A 23,182-nucleotide genomic window follows, 5' to 3' on the forward strand; every position below is an offset into this window, starting at 1 on the left:
CGTGGGGGTCAACGAGGTAAGACCATGAAGCAGAAAACGTTGCCCCCGTTGAACTGGCTACGGGCGTTCGAAGTGTCCGCCCGCTGCCTGAACTTCACCCACGCCGCCGACGAATTGTTTTTGACCCAAGGCGCGGTCAGCCAGCAGATCCGCCAACTGGAAAGTCACTTGGGCGTGGCGCTGTTCAAGCGGTTGCCCCGCGGCCTGGGCCTGACCGAAGAAGGCCAGGCCTTCCTGCCCGTAGTCCAGGATGCGATCACGCGATTGGCGGTGGGCACCAACGAGATATTCGGCCAGCACAAGCGCCGGCCGATCAAGGTGCGCGGCAGCCTGGCGTTTTTCGTGCATTGGCTGGCGCCGAAACTGGTGGATTTTCGCCAGGCTCATCCGCAGGTCGACATCCGCTACATCAGCAACATCTGGGTCAAGGAACTCGACGGTGAGGACGACATGGAAATCCGCTGGGGCCACGGTCAATGGCCTGGCCTGGTGTCGCAGCGCCTGACCTGGGACACTTTGTTCCCGGTGTGTTCGCCAGCCCTGATGGCCACGCTGAACGTGCCAGCGGACGTGGCAAAACATCCGCTGTTGCACGTGCTGGGCTACGAAGAAGGTTGGGGTTATTGGTTGAACAGGGTCGGCGCGGACTCGGTTGATTCCTCGACCGGCATGCAGTTCGACACGCTGGTCTGCACCTTGCGCATGGCCGAGCTGGGGCAGGGGATTGCCTTGGCGCGGTCGTCGATGGTCAGTGACTTGCTGGCGGACGGACGTCTGGTCGAACCCTTCGCCCAGCGCATCGAAGCCAGCGAATCGTTTTACCTGGTGCGCAGTTCCGGGGCCGAGCAACACCCGGACGCGGCGAAGTTTTCCACCTGGTTGGTGGAGCAGGCGCATCGTTTCAAATGAAGTGTTTACGGAGTTGACCATGCGCTATGTGAGTACCCGAAATTCCGCCGTGCAGGTCGATTTCGAAAAAGTCGTGCTGTCGGCCATCGCCGAGGACGGCGGCCTGTTCGTCCCCATCGAATTGCCGCAATTCGAACCCCAGGACATCGCCAATTGGTCCACTTTGTCCTATGACGAACTGGCCTATCGAGTGATGCGTCCGTTCGTGGGCGAGGCGATCCCGGAAGATGATTTCAAGCGTCTGCTCAAGGAGGCCGGCAGCCAGTTCAGCCATCGCTCCCTGGCGCCTTTGCATCAAGTCGATCGCAACGAATGGGTGCTGGAATTGTTCCACGGCCCGACCCGTTCCTCGAAGGATTTCGCCGCGCAGTTGCAGGCGCGGCTGGTGCAATATTTTCTGCGCAAACGCGGACGCCGCGCCGTGGTGATTGGCGTCACCAATGGCGACACCGGCCTGGCCGCCATCGAAGCGTTCAAGCACTGCGACGAGACCGACGTGGTGGTGATTTATCCCGAGGCCGGCGTACCACAAGACCAGCTTCAAGACCTGCAAGCGACGGCCCATCCGCGGGTGCATCAAGTGGCCGTGGAGGGCAGTTTCGATGAGTGCCAGACCCTCGTCACGCAACTGTTCCGAGAGCATGAGGCGATCAGTTTCAACTCCAGCAACTGGGTCAGCGTCATGGCGCAGCTGGTGTTTTATTTCCACGCCGTGCTGCAACTGGGCGGCGGTCAACGGCCCATCGGTTTCAGCGTGCCGGCGGCGAGTTTTGCCGAAGTCTATGCCGGCTACATCGCGCAGAAGATGGGTTTGCCGATCACGCAGATGATCGTCGCCACCAACCAGAATGACGCGCTGCATCAGTTCTTTTTGAAGAACCACTACTCGCGACTGCGCGCCAGCAAGACCCTGTCGCCGGCCATGGATTTGTCGATCTTTTCCAACCTGGAACGGTTTCTCTGGGAGCTCTACGGGCACGATGACCAAGCGGTGAGCGCGCTGATGCACACCTTTGAAACCCGTGGCGAAATGAGCATCGCCAACGAGTTCTGGTTGCAGGCGCGGATGATCATCGACTCGTACGCGGTCAGTGATGAGCAGACGCTGGAAGAGATCACCTCGTTGTACCGCGACACCGGTTATGTCATCGATCCACACACTGCCACCGGCGTGCTCGCGGCCCGTTTGTACCGCCGCAGTCTGGTGGCGCCGATGGTGACCTTGGGCGAGATCTCGCCTATTAAATCGGCGGTGTTGCTCGGTGAGCTGGGGATCCTCGTAGCGGCTCAACAACGTTCGATGTCCGCGCATGGCCCGGCGCAGAACCATCGCATCCAGCCAGACGACCTCGGCGCTCTCCATCAACTGCTCGGCACCCTGTAGCCGGAGGCCCCATGAAGCGAATCCTCGACCCCCTCGACGAACGCATCATCGCCGAACTGCGCCTCAACGCCCGCGCCGCTCACGCCGAGCTGGCGGCCAAGGTCAACCTCTCGCGCAACGCCGTCCGCCAACGCATCGAACGCCTCGAACGCGACGGCGTGATCCAGGGCTACACCGTACGCACCGGCGAGGGCGCGCAAGCGTCGTCGAACATCAACGCGGTGATCTTCGTCTACCGCTACGACCGCATGCGCGGCGCCGAAGTACTTCAGGCCCTGCAAGCCATGCCCGAAGTGCTCCAGTGCGATGTGATGAGCGGCGAGTTTGATTTGATGCTGCGGGTGGCCGCGGCGAACCCGGAGCGAGTGCACAAGGTCTGGAAAGACATCTCGGCGTTGCCGGGGGTGGAGAACACCGTGACGTCGTTTGTGTTGTCGTCGGTGGTCTGAACCTACATCCAACCCGTGGCGAGGGAGCTTGCTCCCGCTGGGCTGCAAAGCAGCCCCAACCAAGTTGACCTCAATCGACCTGACCCACCGCGCTAAATGATTTGGGGCCGCTTCGCAGCCCAGCGGGAGCAAGCTCCCTCGCCACAAATGGACCTCACCAATCTGAGATATAAGTGGGTCTTTTCCCTACCCACCGCTTTGCCCACGCCCTGGTCAAAACGCCCAAAAAATAGAGCAAATTGGCATATTTCACTGCCCACCCCACACCCCTAATCTTGATCCAACAAACCTCATCACCGGGATCAAGGACATAACAAAAATGACTGAATACAAACTCGCGCTAGTCGGCTTCGGCGGTGTGAACCGGGCATTGGCCCAACTGATTGCCGAGCGCAATCAGCAGTGGAAAACCGAACTCGGCTTCACCCTGAAAATCGTCGGCGTGACCGACCTGTTCCTCGGTTCGGTGATGAACCGCCACGGCCTCGACGCCGCGTCGCTCGCCCGCCTGCCCGCCACCCAAGGCGCCATGGCGCAACTCCCCGGCGGCACCGTCGATGCGCTCAACGAAACCGTGATCAAGGACTGCGGCGCCGACATCATCGCCGAAGCCACCTTCACTAACCCAGTGGACGGCGAGCCCGCCACCTCGTTCTGCCGCTGGGCCTTGGAGCGCGGCAAACACGTGGTCACCACCAACAAAGGCCCCATCGCCCTGCACGGCGCCGAACTCAAGGCCCTGGCCCAACGCAACAACGTCGCCTTCGAATACGAAGGCTCGGTGATGAGCGGCACCCCCGTCATCCGCCTCGCCAAGCAACCCCTGGCCGGCAGCTCCATCACCGGCTTCGAAGGCATCCTCAACGGCACCTCCAACTTCGTCCTCACCTCCATGGAAGGCGGCCTCGGCTTCGCCGAAGCCGTCAGCCAGGCCCAAGCCCTCGGCTACGCCGAAGCCGACCCGACGGCAGACGTCGAAGGCCATGACGTGCGCCTGAAAGTGGTGATCCTCGCCAACGAACTGCTGGACGCCAAACTCACCGTCAACGACGTCAGCTGCAGCGGCATCTCGTCCCTCAGCCTCGACGACATCGAAAAAGCCCGCCGCGACGGCGCCCGCTGGAAACTCATCGGCGCCGCCACCCGCCAGGCCGACGGCTCCATCAGCGCCAGCGTCGAACCGCGCCTGCTGAGCAACGACCATCCATTGGCGAGCATCAGCGGCGCCACCAACGCCGTGTCCTTCACCAGCGAACTGCTCGGCGCCGTCACCGTCTCCGGTCCGGGCGCAGGCCGCATCGAAACCGCCTTCGCACTGCTGTCGGACATCATCCACATCCACCAATCGGCAACCCGCAAACAGGAGCACACCCTGTGAACGTATCGCGCCTGGCCCTGGCGGTCGTCGAACCGCACATCGAAGTCCTCAACCCGTTTGACGGCAGCATCGTCGGCAGCGTCGCCGACGTGTGCGCCTCAGAAGTTCCGCACCTGCTCGAGACCGGCCGCAGCGGCGCCAAAGCCTGCGCCGCACTCCCACGTCATCGCCGCGCCAGCATCCTCGAACACGCCGCCCTGAACATCGAACGCGACGCCAAAGCCTTCGCCCGGCTGATCGTCGACGAAGCCGGCAAGACCCTCAAACAGGCGGAAAAAGAAGTCAAACGCTGCGTCAACACCCTCAAGCTCTCCGCCGAAGAAGCCAAGCGCAACGCCGGCGAAATCATCCCGTTCGACGCCTACGAAGGCGCCGAATCGCGCCAAGGCTGGTTCACCCGCGAACCCCTCGGCCTGATCGTCGCCATCACCCCCTACAACGACCCGCTCAACCTCGTCGCCCACAAACTCGGCCCGGCCATCGCTGGCGGTAACGCAGTGATCCTCAAACCGTCCGAACTGGCGCCGTTGTCCGCCCTCAAACTCGTCTCCTACCTCGTCGCCGCCGGCCTCCCCGAAACCGTAGTCACCGTCGCCACCGGCGGCGCCGAACTGGGCAAAGCCCTGGTCGCCGCCCGCGACGTGCGCATGATCTCCTTCACCGGCGGCTTCGTCACCGGCGAACAAATCGCCCGCACCGCCGGCCTGAAAAAACTCGCCATGGACCTCGGCGGCAACGCCCCCGTCATCGTCATGGGCGACTGCAACCTCGACGCCGCCGTCGACAGCTGCGTCTCCGGCGCTTTCTGGGCTGCTGGGCAAAATTGCATTGGCACCCAACGGCTGCTCATTCATGCACCGGTCTACGAAGCTTTCCGGGAGCGCTTCGTCAACCAGGCCCAAGCCCTCGTGGTTGGCAACCCGCTGCTTGCCAACACCGACATCGGCCCGATGATCACCCAGCAAGCCGCGCAGAACGCTGAACAGGTGGTGAACGAAGCCCTGGAGCAAGGCGCCACGCTGCTTTGCGGGCATCGGCGTCAGGGCAATTGCTATGCGGCTACTGTCTTGGAAAATGTCGATCATTCCAGCCGGATTTGGTGCAACGAAGCGTTTGCGCCGGTGGTGGTGTTGCAGGTGTTTGAGACGTTTGATGAGGCGATTGCGTTGGCTAACGAGCCTGAATACGCGCTTCATGCTGGGATTTTCACCAATGATCTGTCCACGGCGATGAGCGCTGCGCGGCGGATCGAAGCGGGGGGCGTGATGATCAATGATTCGTCGGATTTTCGGTTTGATGCGATGCCGTTTGGTGGCTCGAAGTATGGGAGTTTGGGCAGGGAAGGGGTGCGCTTTGCGTATGAGGAAATGACCCAGCCGAAGGTGGTTTGTTTGAATACGTTGGGGTGAGGGGCGAGTCAGTCCGAAGAAGTCGCTTTACCTGTCATGTCGCTAAAACGCCATTTTGACGACACGTTTTGTTCTCATGTCGCCGGCAGCGACATGAGGGCGGAACGTGTCGCAGAAATCGCAAAACGGCGACACGTTATTCTCTCTTGGTGGGGTGGTGCGGCGCGGTGTTTATTGGGCGCTTGGAATCCAGGGCGCGACTGACGTTTTCTTGCGCCATTGCCTACAACTACGCCAGAATCGGCCGGCTTGTGCGTTTTGGGGCCCGTCGGTAGTTTGAGTCTTGTCACTGAGCATCAGTGATCGGGTTTCGCAGCCCGGACTCTATAGGCGCACAACGTCACCTTCGAAAGCAGATTACCCATGTCTGTGATTTCGTCAGAGGTGGCTGTGCGTGGGAGACCCCTTGGGTCTGCCGGTCCCTAGAGTCCCGGTCTGCGAACCCGCGTACAGCTGCCACCCCAACTTCGTTTCGCAGCGAATGGTGGTAGCTCCAACAGACTCTAGGAGCTTTACCATGGCTAAAATTACACCAAACCCGCCAACTCCAGATGAGCATGTGTCTCGCGCTCAGTCTGCTCGTAACAAGAAGCTTGATGATGCTGCCAATCGGGCTTTGGATTTTTATCTGAAGCCTACGCCGAAGACGGAAACGTCTGACAATCCCAACAGCATTTTCCGTATTGCGCCGGATGTTGATTCGGAATGTTTGCTTGCCAGCCTCAGTGAAAACCTGGCTTCGGCAAATGCCATGATCAGTGATTTGGCGTTTGATCTGGATGGGTCGCGACGGCGTGTTGCGATGGGTATTTTGCAGGTGATCGAGGTGAGTGAACTATTGGCGAATCGGGCTTTGGATATTGTTGAGGTGAGATAACAAAGGGGCCGCGCTTACCCCGGGTATGAAAAAAGGTCTTGCATGGCAAGGCCTTTTTTGTTGGCGAGAGATTGGATAAAGGCTGTTAGGTTTAGTGGTATCCAGAAATTCGTCGCTCTATTTGTGCAACAAGGTGCTGCACTAATTACGAATCAAAAAACACGTAACGTTGTGTCCCCAGGGCTACAGCAATCATAAAAATATAGATGTTTGATGCTCGAGGGCTACAAATGACCACCCTGTTTGATGTGGCCGAAATGCTGAAACAGGCTCGAGGTGAGGCCCATTTGAGCCAGGAAGCCTTGGCCAGTCGAGCTGGCGTCTCACGTTCAACGGTGGCGCGTATGGAAACAATGGCTAAAGGGGATATGAGCGTCTCGGCCCTTGTCCGGTTATTGGAAGCGGCCGGATACGACTTGAAACTGGTGAAGGCAGGTCATGAACGCACGGTTGAGGACATCCTGGCCGAGCAGCGTTCCGGGGCGAGCGAGTCGTGGTCGTTTCTCGGAAGACTCTCATATAAATCCGGTGCACTCCTACAGAGCAGTATGGACCAATACGGCCAAATATCGGCGACCGCCTCGGCTCCCTCATTTCTTGCTCGCTACTTGGCGAACCGGTACCATCTCCCGCTCATTAAGCGCGTCTCTTGGGGGCTGCGTCCTCTTGAGCGCAATATTGCGCTTTTTTACTTTCGCCTTAGGCGTATCGACTAATAATGAATTTCAAGGAATCAATCCCGGTCATCGACCTCTTCGCGGGGCCGGGCGGACTCGGGGAAGGATTCTCTTCCATCAGCGGTCATGGACAGGGAACACGCAAATTCAATCTCCGTGTTTCTATTGAAAAGGATCCGGTTGCCCACGCAACCCTTTCACTCCGGGCGTTGTTCCGCGCGTTTCCAAAGGGCGAAGTACCTGAGGCTTACTATCAATATATTAGAGGTGAGATCACTCGCGAGGAGCTGTTCAAGCACCCGGACGTTCCTGCGGAAGCTGTGAAAGCTTCACAAGAAGCAAAGCTCGCCGAGCTTGGTAAGGATTCTCCTGAGGACGTCGACCATTGGATCAGGGAAGCTCTGGCTGGCGCAAATGAGTGGGTTCTCATTGGCGGTCCACCGTGCCAAGCATACTCTGTCGCAGGTCGCGCCCGGCGGACCCGCGAGAGCCAAGAGGAGTTTGAGAGTGACGAGAAGCACTTCCTCTACAAGGAGTACCTCCGGATTATTCGCGAGTTTCGCCCAACGATCTTCGTTATGGAAAACGTAAAAGGGATCTTGTCCTCGAAGCATGGTGGTTCTCACATCTTTCAACAGATTCTCGAAGACCTTTCGACCCCTGCTGGAGATCTGTCGTACAGCATCCGTTCCTTTGTTGTTCCCTATGACGTGGAGAAACTAGCTCCACACGACTTTGTCATCCAGGCCGAGCGTTTTGGCCTACCGCAGACGAGACACAGAGTCATCCTATTCGGTGTCCGTTCGGACGTCGCTTCAACGTGTCCAGCTCTGTTGGAGCGTTCAAAAAACCTGGTGCTGGAGCCCAGCCAAACGGCTTTTACCGTAGAGCAGGCGCTGTCCGGGCTTCCTCCACTACGTAGTAAAATTTCGAGGGGAGGGGATTCCCTTGAGGACTGGCTTGCGGCCTTGGAGGAGGCCAGTTCTATCCTTTTGCGCCCTTATGTAGCAGGCCGAGGCGATCTAATAGATACCATGCACGATGCAGCAAAAGACGCGCGGCGTTTGAGCTCTAACGGTAGTCGGTTCATTCCTTGTAGCTTCTTATCTCCAAAGATGAGTACCAAGCAGCGTGAATGGTTCTTGGACCCTAGAATAAAGGGAGTCCTGCAGCATGAGGCCAGGAGCCATATGCGTTCTGACCTGCATAGGTATATTTTTGCAGCGAGCTTTGCAAAGCTGTATCGAGTCTCTCCGAAAATACATCAATTCCCTGAGCAACTCCTACCGGCTCACGAGAATGTTTCTTCCGCTTCTGTACCCTTTAGTGACCGTTTCAGGGTTCAAATGGCAGATGGACCATCGACGACTGTTGTTGCTCACATAGCCAAAGATGGTCATTACTACATACACCCCGATCCAAGTCAGTGCCGGAGTTTGACTGTTCGAGAAGCTGCACGACTGCAGACCTTCCCTGATAATTACTTCTTCGAGGGCAATAGAACACAGCAGTACACGCAAATCGGAAATGCTGTGCCTCCGCTTCTTGCTCGGAAAATCGCAGCTATCGTTTCATCTGTCATCGATTCTTATCGGGCAGGGAAAATTCGCCAAGCATCGCAGGGCATCTAATCCAGGCGGAAAGTCTATCGGGCAAGGCTTCGAGTGCTTGAGTATCTCGGGTCAGACACTCCCAAATAATGACAACTCGCCAGCCATCCTCAGCTAGGGCTATCTGCGTCCTACGATCCCTCTCTACATTAGCTTCAAGCTTTTTCTGCCAGAATTCAGGGCGAGTGGAAGGAAGTTTTGCATTAGAGCAACCTTGATGCATGTGCCAAAAACAGCCATGCACAAAAAGGGCGACTCTCCACTTGGGAAGGACAATGTCGGGAACTCCGGGTAGATCTTTCCTATGCAATCTGAAGCGAAAGCCAGCCTTGAAAAGCACTCGACGAACGAGTATCTCTGGTTTGGTGTTTTTTCCTCGTATTCCCGACATCATTCGGCTGCGGACCAGCGCGTCGACTACATCAGTCAAAGTGCCTCCGGAATATCGAGTGAAGGCGCCGAAAACGGCCGGGAGAACATCGCCTCTCTACACTCCGGGCGCTTCGCCCATTCGGAGATCATTCTGCCATTTGCAGTCTCGTGAAGGCGATCATTTATCTCCCGGGCCCAAGTTTCGATCTGCTCAACAAGTTGTGGAGATACCCCTTGTTTATTCCAGATGCGTTCAAGGTTAAAGGAGTTACCGTAAGATTGAGAAACCAATGCAACAGTGTATGCAGCAACGTTCGCGAGAAAGGCCGGTACCAATGGGCGCGCAGCCTTGTGGACTGCTTTGAAGAGGAGTGCTTTTGAGACAATCGCTTTGAAGTAGGTAACATCAGGAGCGAAACCCTTCCCTTGCGCCTCTATTTCAGTCATGCCAGACATGAATCGATCAAAGCATTTCTGTGCACCAAGACTGACAACGTCGGCCTTGCCGTCCCAAGCCATCGAGTACTTCGCCAATTCGGTTTTGGTTATCTTTCTAGATGTTGGTACGGACTCCTTCAGTGCGCGGAGCTTGGCGGGGGTCACACCGTCACGGGCAAGAAGAGTGTTGTAACTACCTGCGGCTCTCTCATAGAACCATCGACCAATACCGTCGGGGCAATAGACAGAAAGCGACAGCCGCTCGATGTCAACATGAAACGGTTTATTGGCCGATAAGTCTGATTGGCGCACAGCATTCTGACTATTGGCATAACGCGAGATATCGGAAACAAGAGCCTCCTCTTTTGCCGGGTCATCTTCTTTCATAATGATTATTTTGGCCGGAACTCGAACTTTGCTTAAATCCGTATCTGCGTATTTTTTTTTGGCGAAAAAGATGGATGCGGTAGTTTGGCCACCATTAACGATTTGCATGCCTCGCAACCAAACGATGCCTGGCGACCCATCTGCGGTGCGATCAAGTCGCATCTCATCAGCAACTAATACAATTCCGTTATTGTAAGCCATGAATCTTTCCGGGGCATTCCGGAGAGTGTTCTGGAGTCCCGCGTTTACCCCCTTAGCCTTTACACTTAAGAATGAACGTACATTGGCTTCAAGTAGGCGAGGACCAAATTTTTCATAAATAAATCGAAGGGCCTCACCCGGAATAGCGGTGAGAGCATAGTCATAGTCCCCTGTTTCACCAGGAACAAAAACGCATGGGAGTGGGGAGCCAGATACCTCATTGAAATCGACGACAAGCTCATCACGAGGTTTACCCTCGGAGCGGTGACGAAATAGCCGCTCAATGTCCATGACTTCGAGTTTCACGTACTTTCCGCCAACGTCTCGGGCTTTGAAACTCTTCGACTTGGCTATGCCGTCTGTGAGTACATAGACTCGAACCTGTTCAAGCCCGTCGTAAATCTCCCGAATCGTTAGCGCAAGGGAATGGACGTCACTTGACGGATCGAGCTTATCGGCGATGCGTCCTGCTGCACAGAGCTCCAAGAAGCGAACGCACTGGGCAGCCGCAGTCTTGACGTCTTGATCAGGGATCGGATTCAGGCTTTCAAAGCCTTCGTAGAGACTGACAAACAAATCAAGCTGGTCAGCGTCTTCAGACATGGCGTAGCCACTCAAGCGCAGATTCGCATTTCCGACCTTCCCCTGAAAGTGGCAAACAACTGGCTCGAAAGTCATTCCTGCGTCAGTTAGGTGCTGCATCACTACTTCGGAGAAAACGAGTTCAGCAAAGGGGGGGCCGTCACTCATCTGGGCCGCTATCTCTCCCCTGGTCTCGGCGAAAAAGTCATCAAGCGTCATCCGGTTACTCCTAGTTGTTTCAGCGCCGCGTCGAGGTCCCAGAGGAAGTTTCCCGCGTGGTCCAGATTGATTTCATAGAGAGCTCGCATAACTCCGGCGGGAACGCTTCCCGGAGTCAGTCGTGGGAAACCTTCGGTTACAGAGAAAATCCGTCTCTCCTTTGATTCGAATCTTCGGGTGTAATGGTTCGAGTGGCCTTCGAAGTATCCGGATGCCATTAGTCTTTCTCTGAGAGAGTTGACTGCTCCTGGCTCTCCGTCTAATCGTTGCTCGACCCCCGCGACTATCTCGGGAAGGGTGAACCCGCCACCTCCATGCGAAAACCGCATGGCCGCAAGATAGAGCGGGGAGGCTACGGAGTCGTCCAGTTGCTCCAATGAGCCAATTTTAACCGGGAAGCCAGACGAGGACATCGTCGCCTTGACCTCAATTGCCCCGTCTCCTAGCAGGAAGTCCTGAGGAGCGTCGTAGGGGCCAACCCAGCCCCTGAGCACTTCCTCAGCCGAGATCCCTGAGTCCAAGAGGGTGGTCATGAAGGTGAGTTCGCCCGCAAGGCCGAGCTCCGCCTCGGGACTGAGAGCGTTGGCACCACGCGACATGAAGTGCTGCCAAGCGACTACTCGTCCAATCAAAACCCGCAACAGCTTGGTTTCGGCGGCGCCGGTGATGGCGACATCGTCTATGGCGCCGACTACATCGCAGACCATTGTGGTGAAAAGCTCAGCGCTTCCAGCTGCTTGGCGAGTAATCGCTAACCTGAGTAACCCATCATTTGTTGGATCTGCTTTCTCTACCAAGAAGCCTTGCCCCTCGGGCAATTTCTCGGTGCGAGCCAGCTTGGCAGTCGGAAAGCAGAACAATATTGCCTCAGCGTTCATCGGCGAGCGTCGTCCCACCTGCACTTCGACTGAGCCAGCAGGAGGGAGGGAAATAAGCTGCCACCCCGTCATGGAGTCATTACCTGACAATGACGACCAAGCCAGCAGGAATTCTTCACTCGGACGGGCCATATTCTTGTTTCCAATAGAGGAGGTTGACTTCGTATTCCACGCTGATCGGGTTGTTGCTGCTGGGGAATGCTATGGCGAAGGCCATGATGGGCTTGCCCCATCCGGGGACAATGAGTCGTTCAGGCGTCGTCCTGTCTCTATAGAAGTAGGGAGTTAGCGGGTAGAGCAACAGTAATCCGCAGTCGGCGTCCCCTCCGAGATTTTTACGGGTTTCGCGGATGCCTTTGCCACTAGGAAAATTCGGCGGAGAGTTCCGATCTCGCGCTGGATCAGGTTTCCATGCTGCGCGAGTAAGGGTCAATGCCTCGCGCCAAACGTCGTCGCTGAGGTCGATACCTTCGTCTTTCGGGTCCGTGAGCACTCCGATAGCAAATTTCTTGGAGTCCGTCTTCTCGAGATCGACAGAGTCCTCGGTCTTGCGAATCGCATATTTATTTGATGGAGCGCCTCCAGGGAAGACATGCGCTTCACCCTCGCCGGTACCGCCGGCGAGCAATGCGACGCTCCACTTTGTCAATTGCCCGGTATCGACCATCTTGGCGATAAATTCCGACAGCACGGGGGCCTTGGCGCTGGTGGCGTTCGGATGGGTCGCATACGCGTCGAGGAATGCGAGCACCTCGGACACGTCCACGTTCTTCCAGAGGCGCGCATTTGGCCAAGAGTCTGGATCTCCGTCGCGAGTATGTTTTGGCGACTCTTCCCATGTACTGCCGAGCGACCTGATTAACGCGTCGGTTGCATCAAGATTTTGCTGCTGGATCTTGGCGTCACGATGGAAAAGAATGGTCTGCGGTCGGGTGCCGCTGTAAGTTAGTGATAGTGTCTGCGCGTTACGCATTTTCAAGGGCGATGTGACGGTGAGCACCTCATGCGACATCACCTTAAGCCCGTATTGCTCCGGCGTCAGCTTAGCTTCGGCCATGAAGTCAAATTCCTCCCGCAACTCCTCCGAGGCGTCGGCAATGTGGCCGAACCACTTCACCAGATCGGGAGACGTGTAGAGGCGACACAAGTCAAGGTAGCCAGGGCGGTAGCCGAACCAACGGCCCATTTGCATGAGCGTGTCATACATCTTCGTCGTGCGCACGAAGTAGCTCGCACAGAGCCCCTCTAGCGTCAGGCCTCGGGCAAGTTTATCCCCGCCGACAGCGATCACCTTGAGTGCCGCACCAGGTGTTGCATAGTCGAGCGCATCCTTGGCCGTTCCGTTGATCGAACGAATCTCGATGTCATCCAGTATGTCGGGCAAAACGGCAAGAATATCGTCCCAGCTCGGCATGATTGGCGGACATTCCTCGGCCGGCGAGAGCTCCGCGACTTGGTCGCGAATGGGAAGGAAATCTTCTTCCCAAAGCTTGCGCAATTGATCTAGGAGCTCCTTGTCGCCGATGCCCCGAGAGATCTTCTGGCGCATGCGGCGAACGGTCTCCTCGATCTGCTTGCGAACATGGTTTTGTACGTCTACATAGCGGGTGACGTGGACTAGCATGGAGCTATGCTGATCCTCCTGACCGCGCAGCTCTCGGACCGCGCAGGCCAAGACGAAAGCGCATATTGCCTCGTGCAGTGAGGGCGGAATGATCTCTTGTCCATTGTAGGTCGGAACGTGTGTCTTCTTATGTTTGGGGGGCATCCACCCAGAGTCCTTCTCGGGATCGTAATGGTCCGTGATGTTCCGCGAGAGGGGGAGTGCGCCCTTGCGTCCCTCCTTAGTCATCTTGCCAAACATGCGGGCGGGGCCCACATAGTTGGAAGGAGCGGCCAAGTTAATGATGAAGGACTTGGGGAAAAGGTCTGGTCCTTCTTTGGCCGTCGCGCCCTTGTGATGAATGAAGATGTTGGCGAAGGGCGTAGCGGTGTAACCGACATAGGCCTTACGTGTGAAAGCATGTAGCACTTGGCGGATAAGGCTGTTAATGGTCTTGGGCTGATGTTCCTCGTCTGGCGTGTCGTCGTCGTTGAACATCTGTTCACCCGTGTCGACGGAAGCGTTGTCCGCCTCGTCGTCGATCATAAGCAAGGGCAGTTTCGTCACGAGCTTGCGTCCGTCGCCTGCGTCGGTGCTGTCGGCCACGCGCTTTTGAATCCAATCTAGCAGGGCGGTTAGGACAGTCTTCTGCTTCTTAACCACGAAGAGCCAAGGCCGTTCTTCGGGTGAGATGCCGTGGAAGTGTTTGGCGATGGCTTTGCTGAAATCGCCGTTCTCCGCGCGCGTGGTCGCAGAGTTGGTCTTCAGGTCTTCGCCGAACTCGGCCACGCCTATGGGCATGCCTGGGTCGCGGTCGATGGTCGTCTCGTAACCCAAGAAGCTTTCTTCTAACCGCATCTGGGTCTGCGAGCGTAGGTTATTGTGCATTCCAGCGAGCACGATGATGATTTTATAGCCCGCGTCCGCTGCCTTGCAGATCAGCCCTGAGTAGTTGCTGGTTTTGCCAGACTGCACATGTCCGACAACAAGTCCACGGCGGTCCCAGTCATCGCCCCGTTGTGGGTCCTCCAACAGGCCGAGGATATCGTCGGTGGCCTCATCAAGTCCTTCAACGACCGTATCGGAAAGCTTGGATTCCAAGAAGTCCCGGTAGCGCCTCCAGTAGTGCCAATCGCGCTTGCGAGCAGCGGTAAGCCAGTCGAAATGGCCTGCGTTGTCTTTGAGAGTGGTCGATTTACCGATCCAGTGGCTGAAACGCTGGATCAGTATGACGACTGCCTTACCCTGATCTACGGTATGCGGAGAGTCGCCAGCGAACATTGCTGTCGCAAGTTGGACCCTCTCGGCAATATAGGTAGGGGTGATCTTGGACTTATCTTTCTCGGCCTTTATCAGCCGCTGTGCGGTTGCTATAACATTTTCCAGCAGCTCGGTTTGTGCTGCGGTCTCTTCCGCTGAGATCATTGGTTCTCCCCTAATTTTGCAACCAGCGTTGGGTAGTTTTGAAATGGCTCAGTCCGGAGCATCGCCTTGCGAGCTTCCTCGATGCTCAGCCCCTTGCGCTCGATCAAATCATTAAATAGTACGCTTGCAACTTCGATCACAGCTGCATTGGGCTCACCCTCAAAGCCGGTTCGTGGCGTTTCCCTATTTTCGGCTGTGTCGAGCCAGATTCGCTGGACAGGTACCGTTTCTTCGACGACCCGCAGCATCGCCCGAACAAGGTTGGCTCTGTCGCTAACTGCTTCGATTACCGCAGCCACTGCCGGATGTCCCTCGTCGATGCGGTAGCGCACACCGCCCTTGAGCCTCTCGACACGCCATGCTTGTTGCTCAATTTTGAGGCCTCCCGGGCCTGGCATCGGTGTGCCACGAAAAGCAAAGACTCTCCTGGCCCTCTCTCTCGTATCCTCAGCCAGTTTCGTGAGCCAAGGGCGCACGGTTACCGGAGGCCGGGCGGTCGACTTCTTAACATCAATTTTCCAACTGGAGTCGGCGGTATTTGGAATGTCTAGCCTGATTCTCGCGAGCCGTTGAGGCTCCTCTCGATTCCACGCACGTCCATGTCCGAGTCCGAGCCATCCACCTGCGAGAAGTAAGCGATGGTTCCTATATACATAAAAGCCCTGCTGAGATGTCCACCCCTCTGGTCCTCCTGTTTTACGGTACTCTTCTTCGGAAAGCCGATCTTTGTGTGGCAGGACATGACATTGGGCTTCAATAAGCCCAGACGGTGTGAGAATTTGTGCCACTGGGGAATGCCAAGGCTTCGCAGGGTGGCCTGTCATAAAAGGGTCCCACGGGCTTACTAACTTGTCGTTGATGAATAACCGAAAAACCGGGTTAAGACCTTCTAGCAGTCGATGAAAAACCATTGCCAGACGCAACTCAATGTCATCGACCAAGTCAGAAAAGTGATTAAGGTTATACCCTGATGTAACTATTCGATCCAACCGCTCCCAAAGGACAAGTGTTCCAGAACGGAGCGTATCGGCCGGCTTAATGAAATCTTCGGAGCCACGAGTTGGGCCCTCGAACATTCTCCAGCCGTCATCTGGAGATTCAGCAATGGCATCGAGATCCCAGCGCAGGCAAGAAACTGGGCCGCTAATTCGTCTGGACGCGACAGTGAGGCAGCGGCATTGGGAGAAGGATGCTGTTTTTAAACCCATACCAAAACGACCGAGGTCACTAGGCGAACGCTCATCGAGAGGGCTCTTGGCGCCAAGAGTCATTGCCGTCTCTAATTCTGCGTCGTCCATGCCTCTACCATCGTCCAAGATAGAAATCCGGCTCTTCTCACCATCCCAGTCGAATTTCACATGAATCACCGATGCTCCGGCGGAAATCCCGTTATCAATCACGTCCGCCAAAGCAGCTGCAGTCGAGTATCCAAGGCCACGTAGGGCTTCCAGCATTGCGCCAGCTCGAGGCGGTGCATATCGGGTACGTTCGCTCATTTGAATTAGGCAGCCTTGGAAAAGATGGTGGGGCGAACACTTAACATTCCGCTTCCTCAAGCTGTATCACTTGAGAGTTGAGCTGTTTAATTTTGAAGTGATCGCCCATGTAGAGAACAAGTTTTTCCTTTCTGAACGGGTTGGAAAGCTTGGTAAGCGCTTTCGCTTCTATTTGTCGAATCCGTTCACGGGTGACGTTAAATCGGAGCCCCACCTCCTCTAGAGTCATAGCCTCTTCTTGGCCTAAGCCAAAACGGAGGACAATGACCTCCGCCGAGCGCTTATCGAGTTGGTCAATCATGTCGAGCAAGATTGTGCGTAGGGAAGCGACTTCTGCTGCAATCGCCGGATCCGACGGCTCATCCTCTGGCAGGGTGTCGAGCAGAGATGCATCAGAGTCGGCAAAGGGTTCATCCAAACTGCTTATTTTCTCGCAGGAGCTAAAAAGGAGTTTGAGTTTTTCGAGAGCTATCCCCGTTCGTTGTGCTGTTTCGCGTATGGTTTCAGGACGTCCTATCTCATCCTCAAACTCGTCCCGCTCACGGAGGGTTTTCCACGCCAATTGGTGCATGTGTGTCGGAACACGGATTGCTCTGCCCTTGTCTGCAATTCCACGCGAAATCTGCTGACGAATCCACCACGTTGCATAAGTGGAAAATCTAAAGCCTCTACGCCAGTCGAAACGTTCGACTGCCTTAATAAGTCCGATATTTCCTTCCTGTACGAGATCTTCAAAAGAAATTTCCGACCATTGAAATTTCTTCGCGATAGATAGTACTAAGCGGAGGTTGGACAGGATCATCCGTTCACGTGCAGCTTCCTGACTTCGAATCGCGGAGGAGAAGGCAGCTCCTGCCACATCGCCATCAGCCTTTCTCGAAAGATCGAGCAGGAAACCTCTAAAGAGACTGGCCGTTGAAAGAGCGGCACAGACCCTGGTTGAGTCATTGCCCGCAGATCGCGCCTCAGATATTGCCGACACAAAAGCCGCCGCGTCTGGATCGAGCTCGTCCTCTTTCTCGGCCCTGTCATCGTACGAAATATCACTGGTATTCGTTTCACCCTCTCCTGCTAGCTCGGGTCCGGAACTAAATTTCTCATATTCCTCTTCTCCCCTAGCTACCTTGTCTGCGCCCTCGAAGACGACCGCAAGGCCGGCAGGCCAGCGAGAGAGAGCGTCCAAGGCTTGCGCTCTTGCCTCCTCAATCTCTCGCCCCAAGGAAATTTCCTCTTCAGCTTGGAGTAGGTTCGCCTTGATTCCTTTAACGTAGTGTCTCAGCGGGTCGTTACGAAATGAGGCGAGGTCTTTTGTAAACTCCAAAGCCTCATTCAGTATTAGCACTTCTTCAACAGTAGGCTCACTGTAGTGCGGCTGATAGGCTTCTAAATCTTCCCGTTCGTGGATTACCACGCCTAGATCGCCTAAAACGAAGGTCAGCAGACGCTCAAACTCTTTGTTGCGGGTGGTGTCATCCTTTCGACAAACTTCGACAAGAGCGGCTTCAAATACCTTCCCCTCGCGCAGGGCGCTGAACAAAAAATCACGAATTCCGTCGCCATCGTCGTCGCGTGGCAGCGGAAGTGCCCTTTCTGGAAGGAACAGCTCTATATCGTCCCAGCCCGTATCTGTATCGATCGCTTTATGCCGACCGATCACGTCTTGAAGCTCACCGACTCCTTGAGCAACGGTCTCGTCCCCACGCGGGGCAATTGCCTCCGACTCCACTACCCAGTCACTTTCAAATCCTGAATCAAGAGGCTCGCTGTCGATATCAACGAAGTCTGAGTGCTCCTCGACCTCGATGGTTGACACAGGCTCAACGGAGAAATGTCCCTCCGCGTTGAAAAGGGGCGGTTCCGTTGTGCTGGACAGCGGCAACTCATCCGGTAGAGGTGATGCTTCCTCAGGTCTCTCTTGATTGAACGTGTCTAGAGCTTGGAGTAGCAGCGCGAGGCATTCAGAACACCCGCCTTTTTCCGCGTAGGCTAGGGCTCCCTTGCCTTCGGAGTCGAGTAGTTGTGGGTTTGCTCCAGCGGCGAGAAGCAGACGTACGACACCTTTTTTTCGTCGGGCAGAGGCGAGCATCAGAGGGGTGGAACCTCCGCTGTCCCGGGCGTTTAAGTCGTCGCCCCGTGTAATGTGGAGTTTGACAGCAACTTCAACGCCCGCAATCGTCGCCATTCGCAGCAAAGGATTCAGGGTTACCACGGTGTTACACACTCACGTAAATCCATCACGAAAAAGCGTCCCCGAGCAATGATCACTGAAATGAACTTGCTACATATACCTCGGATAGGGAAAGACTTCTTGTCCATATTCCAGTCCTATGTGACACGAGAGTGATGCCTACCCTCATGATAGGCGTGAAAATATCCCAGCACAGTGGGAATGGGTCACAGCGTTCCTCTGCTGAGGTCAACGCTTCATGTGTCTATGCTTTTCGCTTTTTTCTGCATGTTGCGACGACTGTCTGCACAATATCCATTCGTAATAATTCCGTAAAGGTCAAATGGCCATTAGTCGATTTGATACGTTGCCCAACAGGGGGAAAGGTCAGTACTGCTGATAGAACTATTCAATTCGCAGTAGAGGGAAAGGCTTTCCACCAGACATTAAAAAGCCGGCTTATGGCCGGCTTCTCGTTGACTGATTCAGCTCGTTTTTGACAAACCTTACCAGCCTTCAAAACGTACATCCGGCTCTTGCGGCCGGCTGTGGGACTTGGTCAGAAAGTGATCTGCCTTGTCGGTGCGAGGCGTGGGCTCGCAAATGTGGGGCGGAGGATACGCGGGTTTGCTTTGGAATCCCAGTGGTAAGTGGTGTGGAATCATTGGGTTATCGATGATTCAGGGGGAAAAGCAGGGGGCTGCTGCGCAGCCCAGCGGGAGCAAGCTCCCTCGCCACGGGGAGCTGCGGTGATGCCGGAATCAATCGGAGACCGGCGGTCTCTGTTTGTTGAGGGTGGACCACCAGAACACCCAGCCGATCACGTGGATGTGTTGCGCGTCGATTTGTTCGGCGCTGAAGACTTCGTCGGGATATGCAGCGCTGTTGTGGCTGCGCAGGCGCAGTCGGTTGCCGGGGATTCTGTGGAGGTATTTGATCCGCAGCATCCCATCATGCTCAAGCGCGTAGATCTGGCCGTCGACAATTTGGGTCAGGCCGCGGTCGATGGCGAGGGTGGAACCGTCTTCGATGCGTTCGGCCATGCTGTCGCCGACCATGGTGGTGCAGATGGCGTCGCTGGGGTCGATTTCCAGGGACTCTAGGTGGCTGCGTGGGAGGCGGATGGATTGGTCGGGGATTTCGGTGACGTGGGTTTTGCTTTCGCCGGGGGCGATGGGGACTTCCTTATAGAAAGGCAGTTCGATGTCCGTGGATTCTTGCACGCTGTAGACGCCGTCGTTTTCGGCGGCTTCATAGGTGATGCCGGGGCCGAGGCCGAGCGGGGTTTGTGGGCCTTCGCCGGTGGCGAGCCACTGCGGGCTGACGGTCAGCAGGCCGGCGATGCTGTAGATGCGTCCCGGGGGAATGCCACGGTTGAACCAGTTGTTCACGTGCTGCGATTTCACGCCGTACAACTTCGCGAAGTCGGCGGATCGGATGTTGGCTTCTTTGAGAAGGGCTCTGAAGCGATCGCCACTGGAAAGTATTTTCATAAACGGAAAGTTTAGGGGCGACTGGGTTTTGAGCAATAAACATGTCGTGCAAATTTATAAGATGATCTTTCCGTTTGCAGGAATCGAAACTGGCGCGTTAAACGCATTTAAACGCTGCTAATACGAAGTTGTATTAACTTCCCTGAAAGCATAAAAAAACCCCGGTGCGAGCCGGGGTTCTTTTTTAGTTCGGTCTTAGCCTTTGTAGGCGGCAACCGACTGGGTGATCGCTTCGCGGGCGGCGTCTGCGCCGGCCCAGCCTTCGATCTTGACCCACTTGCCTTTTTCGAGATCTTTGTAGTTCGCGAAGAAGTGTTCGATCTGCTGGATCAGCAGTGGCGGCAGGTCGGTGTATTCCTTCACGTCGACGTACAGTTGCGACAGTTTGTCGTGCGGTACGGCGATGACTTTGGAATCGCCGCCGCCGTCGTCGGTCATGTTCAGGATGCCGACCGGACGGGCGCGGATGACCGAGCCTGGGGCAACCGGGTAAGGGGTCACGACCAGCACGTCGAGGGGGTCGCCGTCGTCGGCCAGGGTGTTGGGGATGTAACCGTAGTTGGCCGGGTAGAACATGGGGGTGGCCATGAAACGGTCAACGAACAGGCAATCGCTGTCTTTGTCGATTTCGTATTTGATCGGGGCGTGGTTGGCCGGGATTTCGATCGCGACGTAGATGTCGTTCGGCAGGTCTTTGCCAGCCGGAATCTTGCTGTAGCTCATTGGGCGGTGCCCCCGTTAGTTGACCAAATGACTGGTCGGATTGACCAAAAAGTGGCGGCGATTATAGGCATATTCCGCCGCTGTTGCCACGCTACCAGGGTCTTAGGCTTTGCCCTAGAGACCTTAGTATGACGCCTGATAGACCGGATCTTCGGCCTGAAGTTGCCGCAGCCGGGCCAATGGGTCCTGGCGGTAGAACGCTTTGAGCTGTTCATACACTGCCGGATAGGCCTGGTGCAGCAGGTCCGGGGCGCTGAAGAAGTATTCGCTGGTGACGGCGAAGAACTCCGCCGGGTTTTCCGCGGCGTAGGGGTCGATGAGGGTTTCTGCGTCGGGGTTCTGGTCGAGTTGGCGGTCGAGGTCGTCGAAGGCGTGCTGCATGGCCTCGGCCCAGTCGCCGACGCGCATGTCGGCGTGCAGCGGTGGCAGGCCGTTGGCGTCGCCGTTGAGCATGTCGAGTTTGTGCGCCAGCTCGTGGATCACCAGGTTGTAGCCTTCCCAGCCGCCGCTGGCGAGCACGCCGTCCCAGGCCAGGATGATCGGGCCTTGCGGCCAGGCTTCGCCGCTGTGTTCTCCGTCCCACTCGTGTTCGATGCCGCTGGCGTCGCGGTAGCGCTGGGGGCTGAGGAAGTCGTCGGGGTAGAGGACGATTTCGTGGAAGCCCTGGTACCAGTTCAGTTCGCCGAGGTGCATCAGCGGCAATTGGGCCTGGGCGGCGAGCAGCAGGCGTTGCTCCTGGTGCAGTTCGACGCCGGGCAGGGCGGTGAGGTGCTTGTCATGCAGGAACAGCACGCAGGCTTCCCGCAGCCATTGGTCTTCTTCAACGCTGATGCCGTCGAGAAAGCTCAACTGATGACGCACCCGCTGCCAGGTTTCTTCGGCAACGGGGTGTTTGGCGAGAATGCGTCGGCGACGCCAGTTGCTCAGCGACCACATGGGCGATCAGCGCGTTTCGGCTTTCGAGCCGCGCTGGCCCATTTTGCTGCGCACCAGGCCGATGATCATCGGCAGCAGCGACAGCAGGATGATGCCGACCACCAGCAGCGACAGGTTTTGCTTGATGAAGGGCACGTTGCCAAAGAAGTAGCCGAGGGTCACCAAGCCGCCGACCCACAGGATGGTGCCGAGGACGCTGAAGCCGAAGAAGCGCAGGTAGTTCATTTTGCCGACGCCGGCGACGAAGGGCGCGAAGGTGCGGATGATCGGCAGGAAGCGCGCCAGGGTCACGGTTTTGCCGCCGTGCTTGGCGTAGAAGTCGTGGGTTTGCTGCAGGTAGTCGCGGCGGAAGATTTTCGAGTTGGGGTTGCTGAACAGTTTTTCGCCGGCGGTGCGGCCGATGATGTAGTTGGTGCTGTCGCCGAGGATCGCAGCGAGCATTAATAGGCCGCCCAGCAGCACCGGGTCCATGGCGCCACCGGCGGCTACGGCGCCGGCGATGAAGAGCAGGGAATCACCCGGCAGGAACGGCATCACCACCAGGCCGGTTTCACAAAAGATCACCAAGAACAGGATGGCGTAGACCCAGGTCCCGTAGTTGGTCACCAGCAGGTCGAGATAGACGTCGAGATGCAGAATGAGGTCGAGGGGGTTGAAGTCCATGCATAACACCTTGGTGGCGGCCCGGCTCGGCGGGCTGGTGGGTCTGGCTTTGAGTATGACTACAGCGTGTGTAGCTTTTTCTTACAAGCCGGGAAGAGCGGCATTATACGGCGGGGCGAGGGACGTGCGGGGTGAGTTTGTAGCTGGGGATTTCTGAGGGAATGGCCGGATGAGGCGCCGGCTCGGACTGCTTTTGTGGCGAGGGAGCTTGCTCCCGCTGGACAGCGAAGCGGTCCCAAGGCAGCCAACTTGGGCAGCCTGGTGTACCGGGTGCTCAGGTTTTGGGGCTGCTGCGCAGCCCAGCGGGAGCAAGGGTTTCACTCAGCCACAGAGGTTCACTAAGCCACAGGGCTCAAAGCCCTTCGCTGATCGGCAGCACGTAGTTCTTGAACTCGGTGTCTTCCTTGAAGCCGATCGATTCGTAGGTTTTCTGCGCGACTTCGTTGTTGCTGCTGGTGGAGACGCGCATGCGCACGGCGTTGGTTTCCTTGGCCATTTTTTTCGCGGTGCGGATCAGGTTGTCGGCGACGAGTTGGCGGCGGGCGTCTTCGGCGACGTAGATGTCGTTGAGGATCCACACGCGCTTGAGCGATAGCGACGAGTAGCTTGGGTAGAGCTGGCAGAATCCCAGCAATCGGCTGTCGTCGTCATCCGGCAGGGCCAGGTAGATGACCGATTCCTTGCGGCGCAGGCGTTTTTCCAGGAACGCCCGGGACGAGTCCGGGTAGGGCAGCGAGCCGTAGAATTCCCGGTATTTGACGAACAATGGGGTCAGCAGGTCCAGGTGTTCCAGCGTCGCTTGGATAATCCGCATGGTAGGTCTCGTCTGCAAAGGTCGACATCAAGTCTGACAACAACGTCGGACCGCCGTGCCAAGATGCTGCCTGAAAGCGGATCGAAAGCGCA

General features: G+C 56.6%; 19 protein-coding genes. 8 read left to right on the forward strand and 11 right to left on the reverse strand.

The annotated features are described in order from the left end of the window. Positions 1-24 precede the first annotated feature (24 nt). From J3P82_RS03570 to J3P82_RS03605, 8 genes are all read left to right on the forward strand, one after another. Complete coding sequence (locus J3P82_RS03570) at positions 25-909, forward strand: LysR substrate-binding domain-containing protein (protein WP_186641403.1); 885 nt, start codon at positions 25-27, stop codon at positions 907-909. A gap of 19 nt (positions 910-928) precedes the next feature. Beyond that, positions 929-2,293 carry a threonine synthase gene (gene thrC / locus J3P82_RS03575; protein WP_434560752.1) on the forward strand — a complete coding sequence of 455 codons (1,365 nt, stop codon included), beginning with the start codon at positions 929-931 and terminating at the stop codon, positions 2,291-2,293. Positions 2,294-2,304: 11 nt separating this feature from the next. Continuing rightward, the gene (locus J3P82_RS03580; protein WP_186645338.1) at positions 2,305-2,742 is read left to right on the forward strand and encodes an Lrp/AsnC family transcriptional regulator; all 438 of its coding nucleotides are present in this window, start codon (positions 2,305-2,307) and stop codon (positions 2,740-2,742) included. 319 nt (positions 2,743-3,061) lie between these two features. Continuing rightward, the gene (locus tag J3P82_RS03585) at positions 3,062-4,120 is read left to right on the forward strand and encodes a homoserine dehydrogenase (protein ID WP_434560754.1); all 1,059 of its coding nucleotides are present in this window, start codon (positions 3,062-3,064) and stop codon (positions 4,118-4,120) included. Next, positions 4,117-5,529 carry an aldehyde dehydrogenase family protein gene (locus tag J3P82_RS03590; RefSeq protein WP_434560756.1) on the forward strand — a complete coding sequence of 471 codons (1,413 nt, stop codon included), beginning with the start codon at positions 4,117-4,119 and terminating at the stop codon, positions 5,527-5,529. Before J3P82_RS03585 ends, J3P82_RS03590 begins: the two co-directional genes overlap by 4 nt. A 517-nt stretch (positions 5,530-6,046) precedes the next feature. Continuing rightward, positions 6,047-6,406, forward strand: a complete 360-nt coding sequence (locus tag J3P82_RS03595) for a DUF6124 family protein (RefSeq protein WP_249873190.1) — start codon at positions 6,047-6,049, stop codon at positions 6,404-6,406. A gap of 230 nt (positions 6,407-6,636) precedes the next feature. Further along, the gene (locus tag J3P82_RS03600) at positions 6,637-7,122 is read left to right on the forward strand and encodes a helix-turn-helix domain-containing protein (protein ID WP_434560758.1); all 486 of its coding nucleotides are present in this window, start codon (positions 6,637-6,639) and stop codon (positions 7,120-7,122) included. Between the two features lie 2 nt (positions 7,123-7,124). Then, entirely contained in the window at positions 7,125-8,714 is a 1,590-nt protein-coding gene (locus tag J3P82_RS03605; RefSeq protein WP_434560760.1) for a DNA cytosine methyltransferase, read from the forward strand. Here the strand turns inward: J3P82_RS03605 and J3P82_RS03610 are convergent. The 11 genes from J3P82_RS03610 to J3P82_RS03660 all read right to left on the reverse strand — a co-directional run bounded on the left by J3P82_RS03610 (position 8,662) and on the right by J3P82_RS03660 (position 23,090). Continuing rightward, a complete protein-coding gene (locus tag J3P82_RS03610) occupies positions 8,662-9,087 on the reverse strand; it encodes a very short patch repair endonuclease (protein ID WP_434563678.1) in 426 nt (141 codons plus the stop codon). The genes J3P82_RS03605 and J3P82_RS03610 overlap by 53 nt on opposite strands. A 32-nt stretch (positions 9,088-9,119) precedes the next feature. Then, positions 9,120-10,892 (reverse strand): AIPR family protein, encoded by a 1,773-nt coding sequence (locus J3P82_RS03615; protein ID WP_434560762.1) that lies wholly within the window; start codon positions 10,890-10,892, stop codon positions 9,120-9,122. Then, positions 10,889-11,902, reverse strand: a complete 1,014-nt coding sequence (locus tag J3P82_RS03620; RefSeq protein WP_434560764.1) for a PD-(D/E)XK motif protein — start codon at positions 11,900-11,902, stop codon at positions 10,889-10,891. The genes J3P82_RS03615 and J3P82_RS03620 overlap by 4 nt, the downstream gene beginning before the upstream one ends. Further along, positions 11,886-14,798, reverse strand: coding sequence for a Z1 domain-containing protein (locus J3P82_RS03625; RefSeq protein WP_434560766.1), 2,913 nt, complete (start codon positions 14,796-14,798; stop codon positions 11,886-11,888). The genes J3P82_RS03620 and J3P82_RS03625 overlap by 17 nt, the downstream gene beginning before the upstream one ends. Beyond that, positions 14,795-16,294 (reverse strand): ATP-binding protein, encoded by a 1,500-nt coding sequence (locus J3P82_RS03630; protein ID WP_434560768.1) that lies wholly within the window; start codon positions 16,292-16,294, stop codon positions 14,795-14,797. The genes J3P82_RS03625 and J3P82_RS03630 overlap by 4 nt, the downstream gene beginning before the upstream one ends. A 40-nt stretch (positions 16,295-16,334) precedes the next feature. After that, positions 16,335-18,476 carry a sigma-70 family RNA polymerase sigma factor gene (locus J3P82_RS03635; RefSeq protein ID WP_434563680.1) on the reverse strand — a complete coding sequence of 714 codons (2,142 nt, stop codon included), beginning with the start codon at positions 18,474-18,476 and terminating at the stop codon, positions 16,335-16,337. A gap of 746 nt (positions 18,477-19,222) precedes the next feature. Beyond that, complete coding sequence (locus J3P82_RS03640; RefSeq protein WP_434563682.1) at positions 19,223-19,954, reverse strand: LexA family transcriptional regulator; 732 nt, start codon at positions 19,952-19,954, stop codon at positions 19,223-19,225. Positions 19,955-20,149: 195 nt separating this feature from the next. After that, the gene (ppa, locus tag J3P82_RS03645) at positions 20,150-20,677 is read right to left on the reverse strand and encodes an inorganic diphosphatase (protein WP_186641429.1); all 528 of its coding nucleotides are present in this window, start codon (positions 20,675-20,677) and stop codon (positions 20,150-20,152) included. Between the two features lie 123 nt (positions 20,678-20,800). Then, a complete protein-coding gene (locus J3P82_RS03650; RefSeq protein WP_434560770.1) occupies positions 20,801-21,613 on the reverse strand; it encodes a zinc-dependent peptidase in 813 nt (270 codons plus the stop codon). 6 nt (positions 21,614-21,619) lie between these two features. Continuing rightward, positions 21,620-22,276: a DedA family protein gene (locus J3P82_RS03655; protein WP_434560772.1), complete on the reverse strand. Its 657-nt coding sequence runs from the start codon at positions 22,274-22,276 to the stop codon at positions 21,620-21,622. A 352-nt stretch (positions 22,277-22,628) separates the two neighbouring features. Continuing rightward, complete coding sequence (locus tag J3P82_RS03660; protein ID WP_053214645.1) at positions 22,629-23,090, reverse strand: GNAT family N-acetyltransferase; 462 nt, start codon at positions 23,088-23,090, stop codon at positions 22,629-22,631. Positions 23,091-23,182: the final 92 nt, after the last annotated feature.

It is taken from the genome of Pseudomonas sp. Z4-20 (assembly GCF_051131955.1).
Classification (GTDB): domain Bacteria; phylum Pseudomonadota; class Gammaproteobacteria; order Pseudomonadales; family Pseudomonadaceae; genus Aquipseudomonas; species Aquipseudomonas marvdashtae.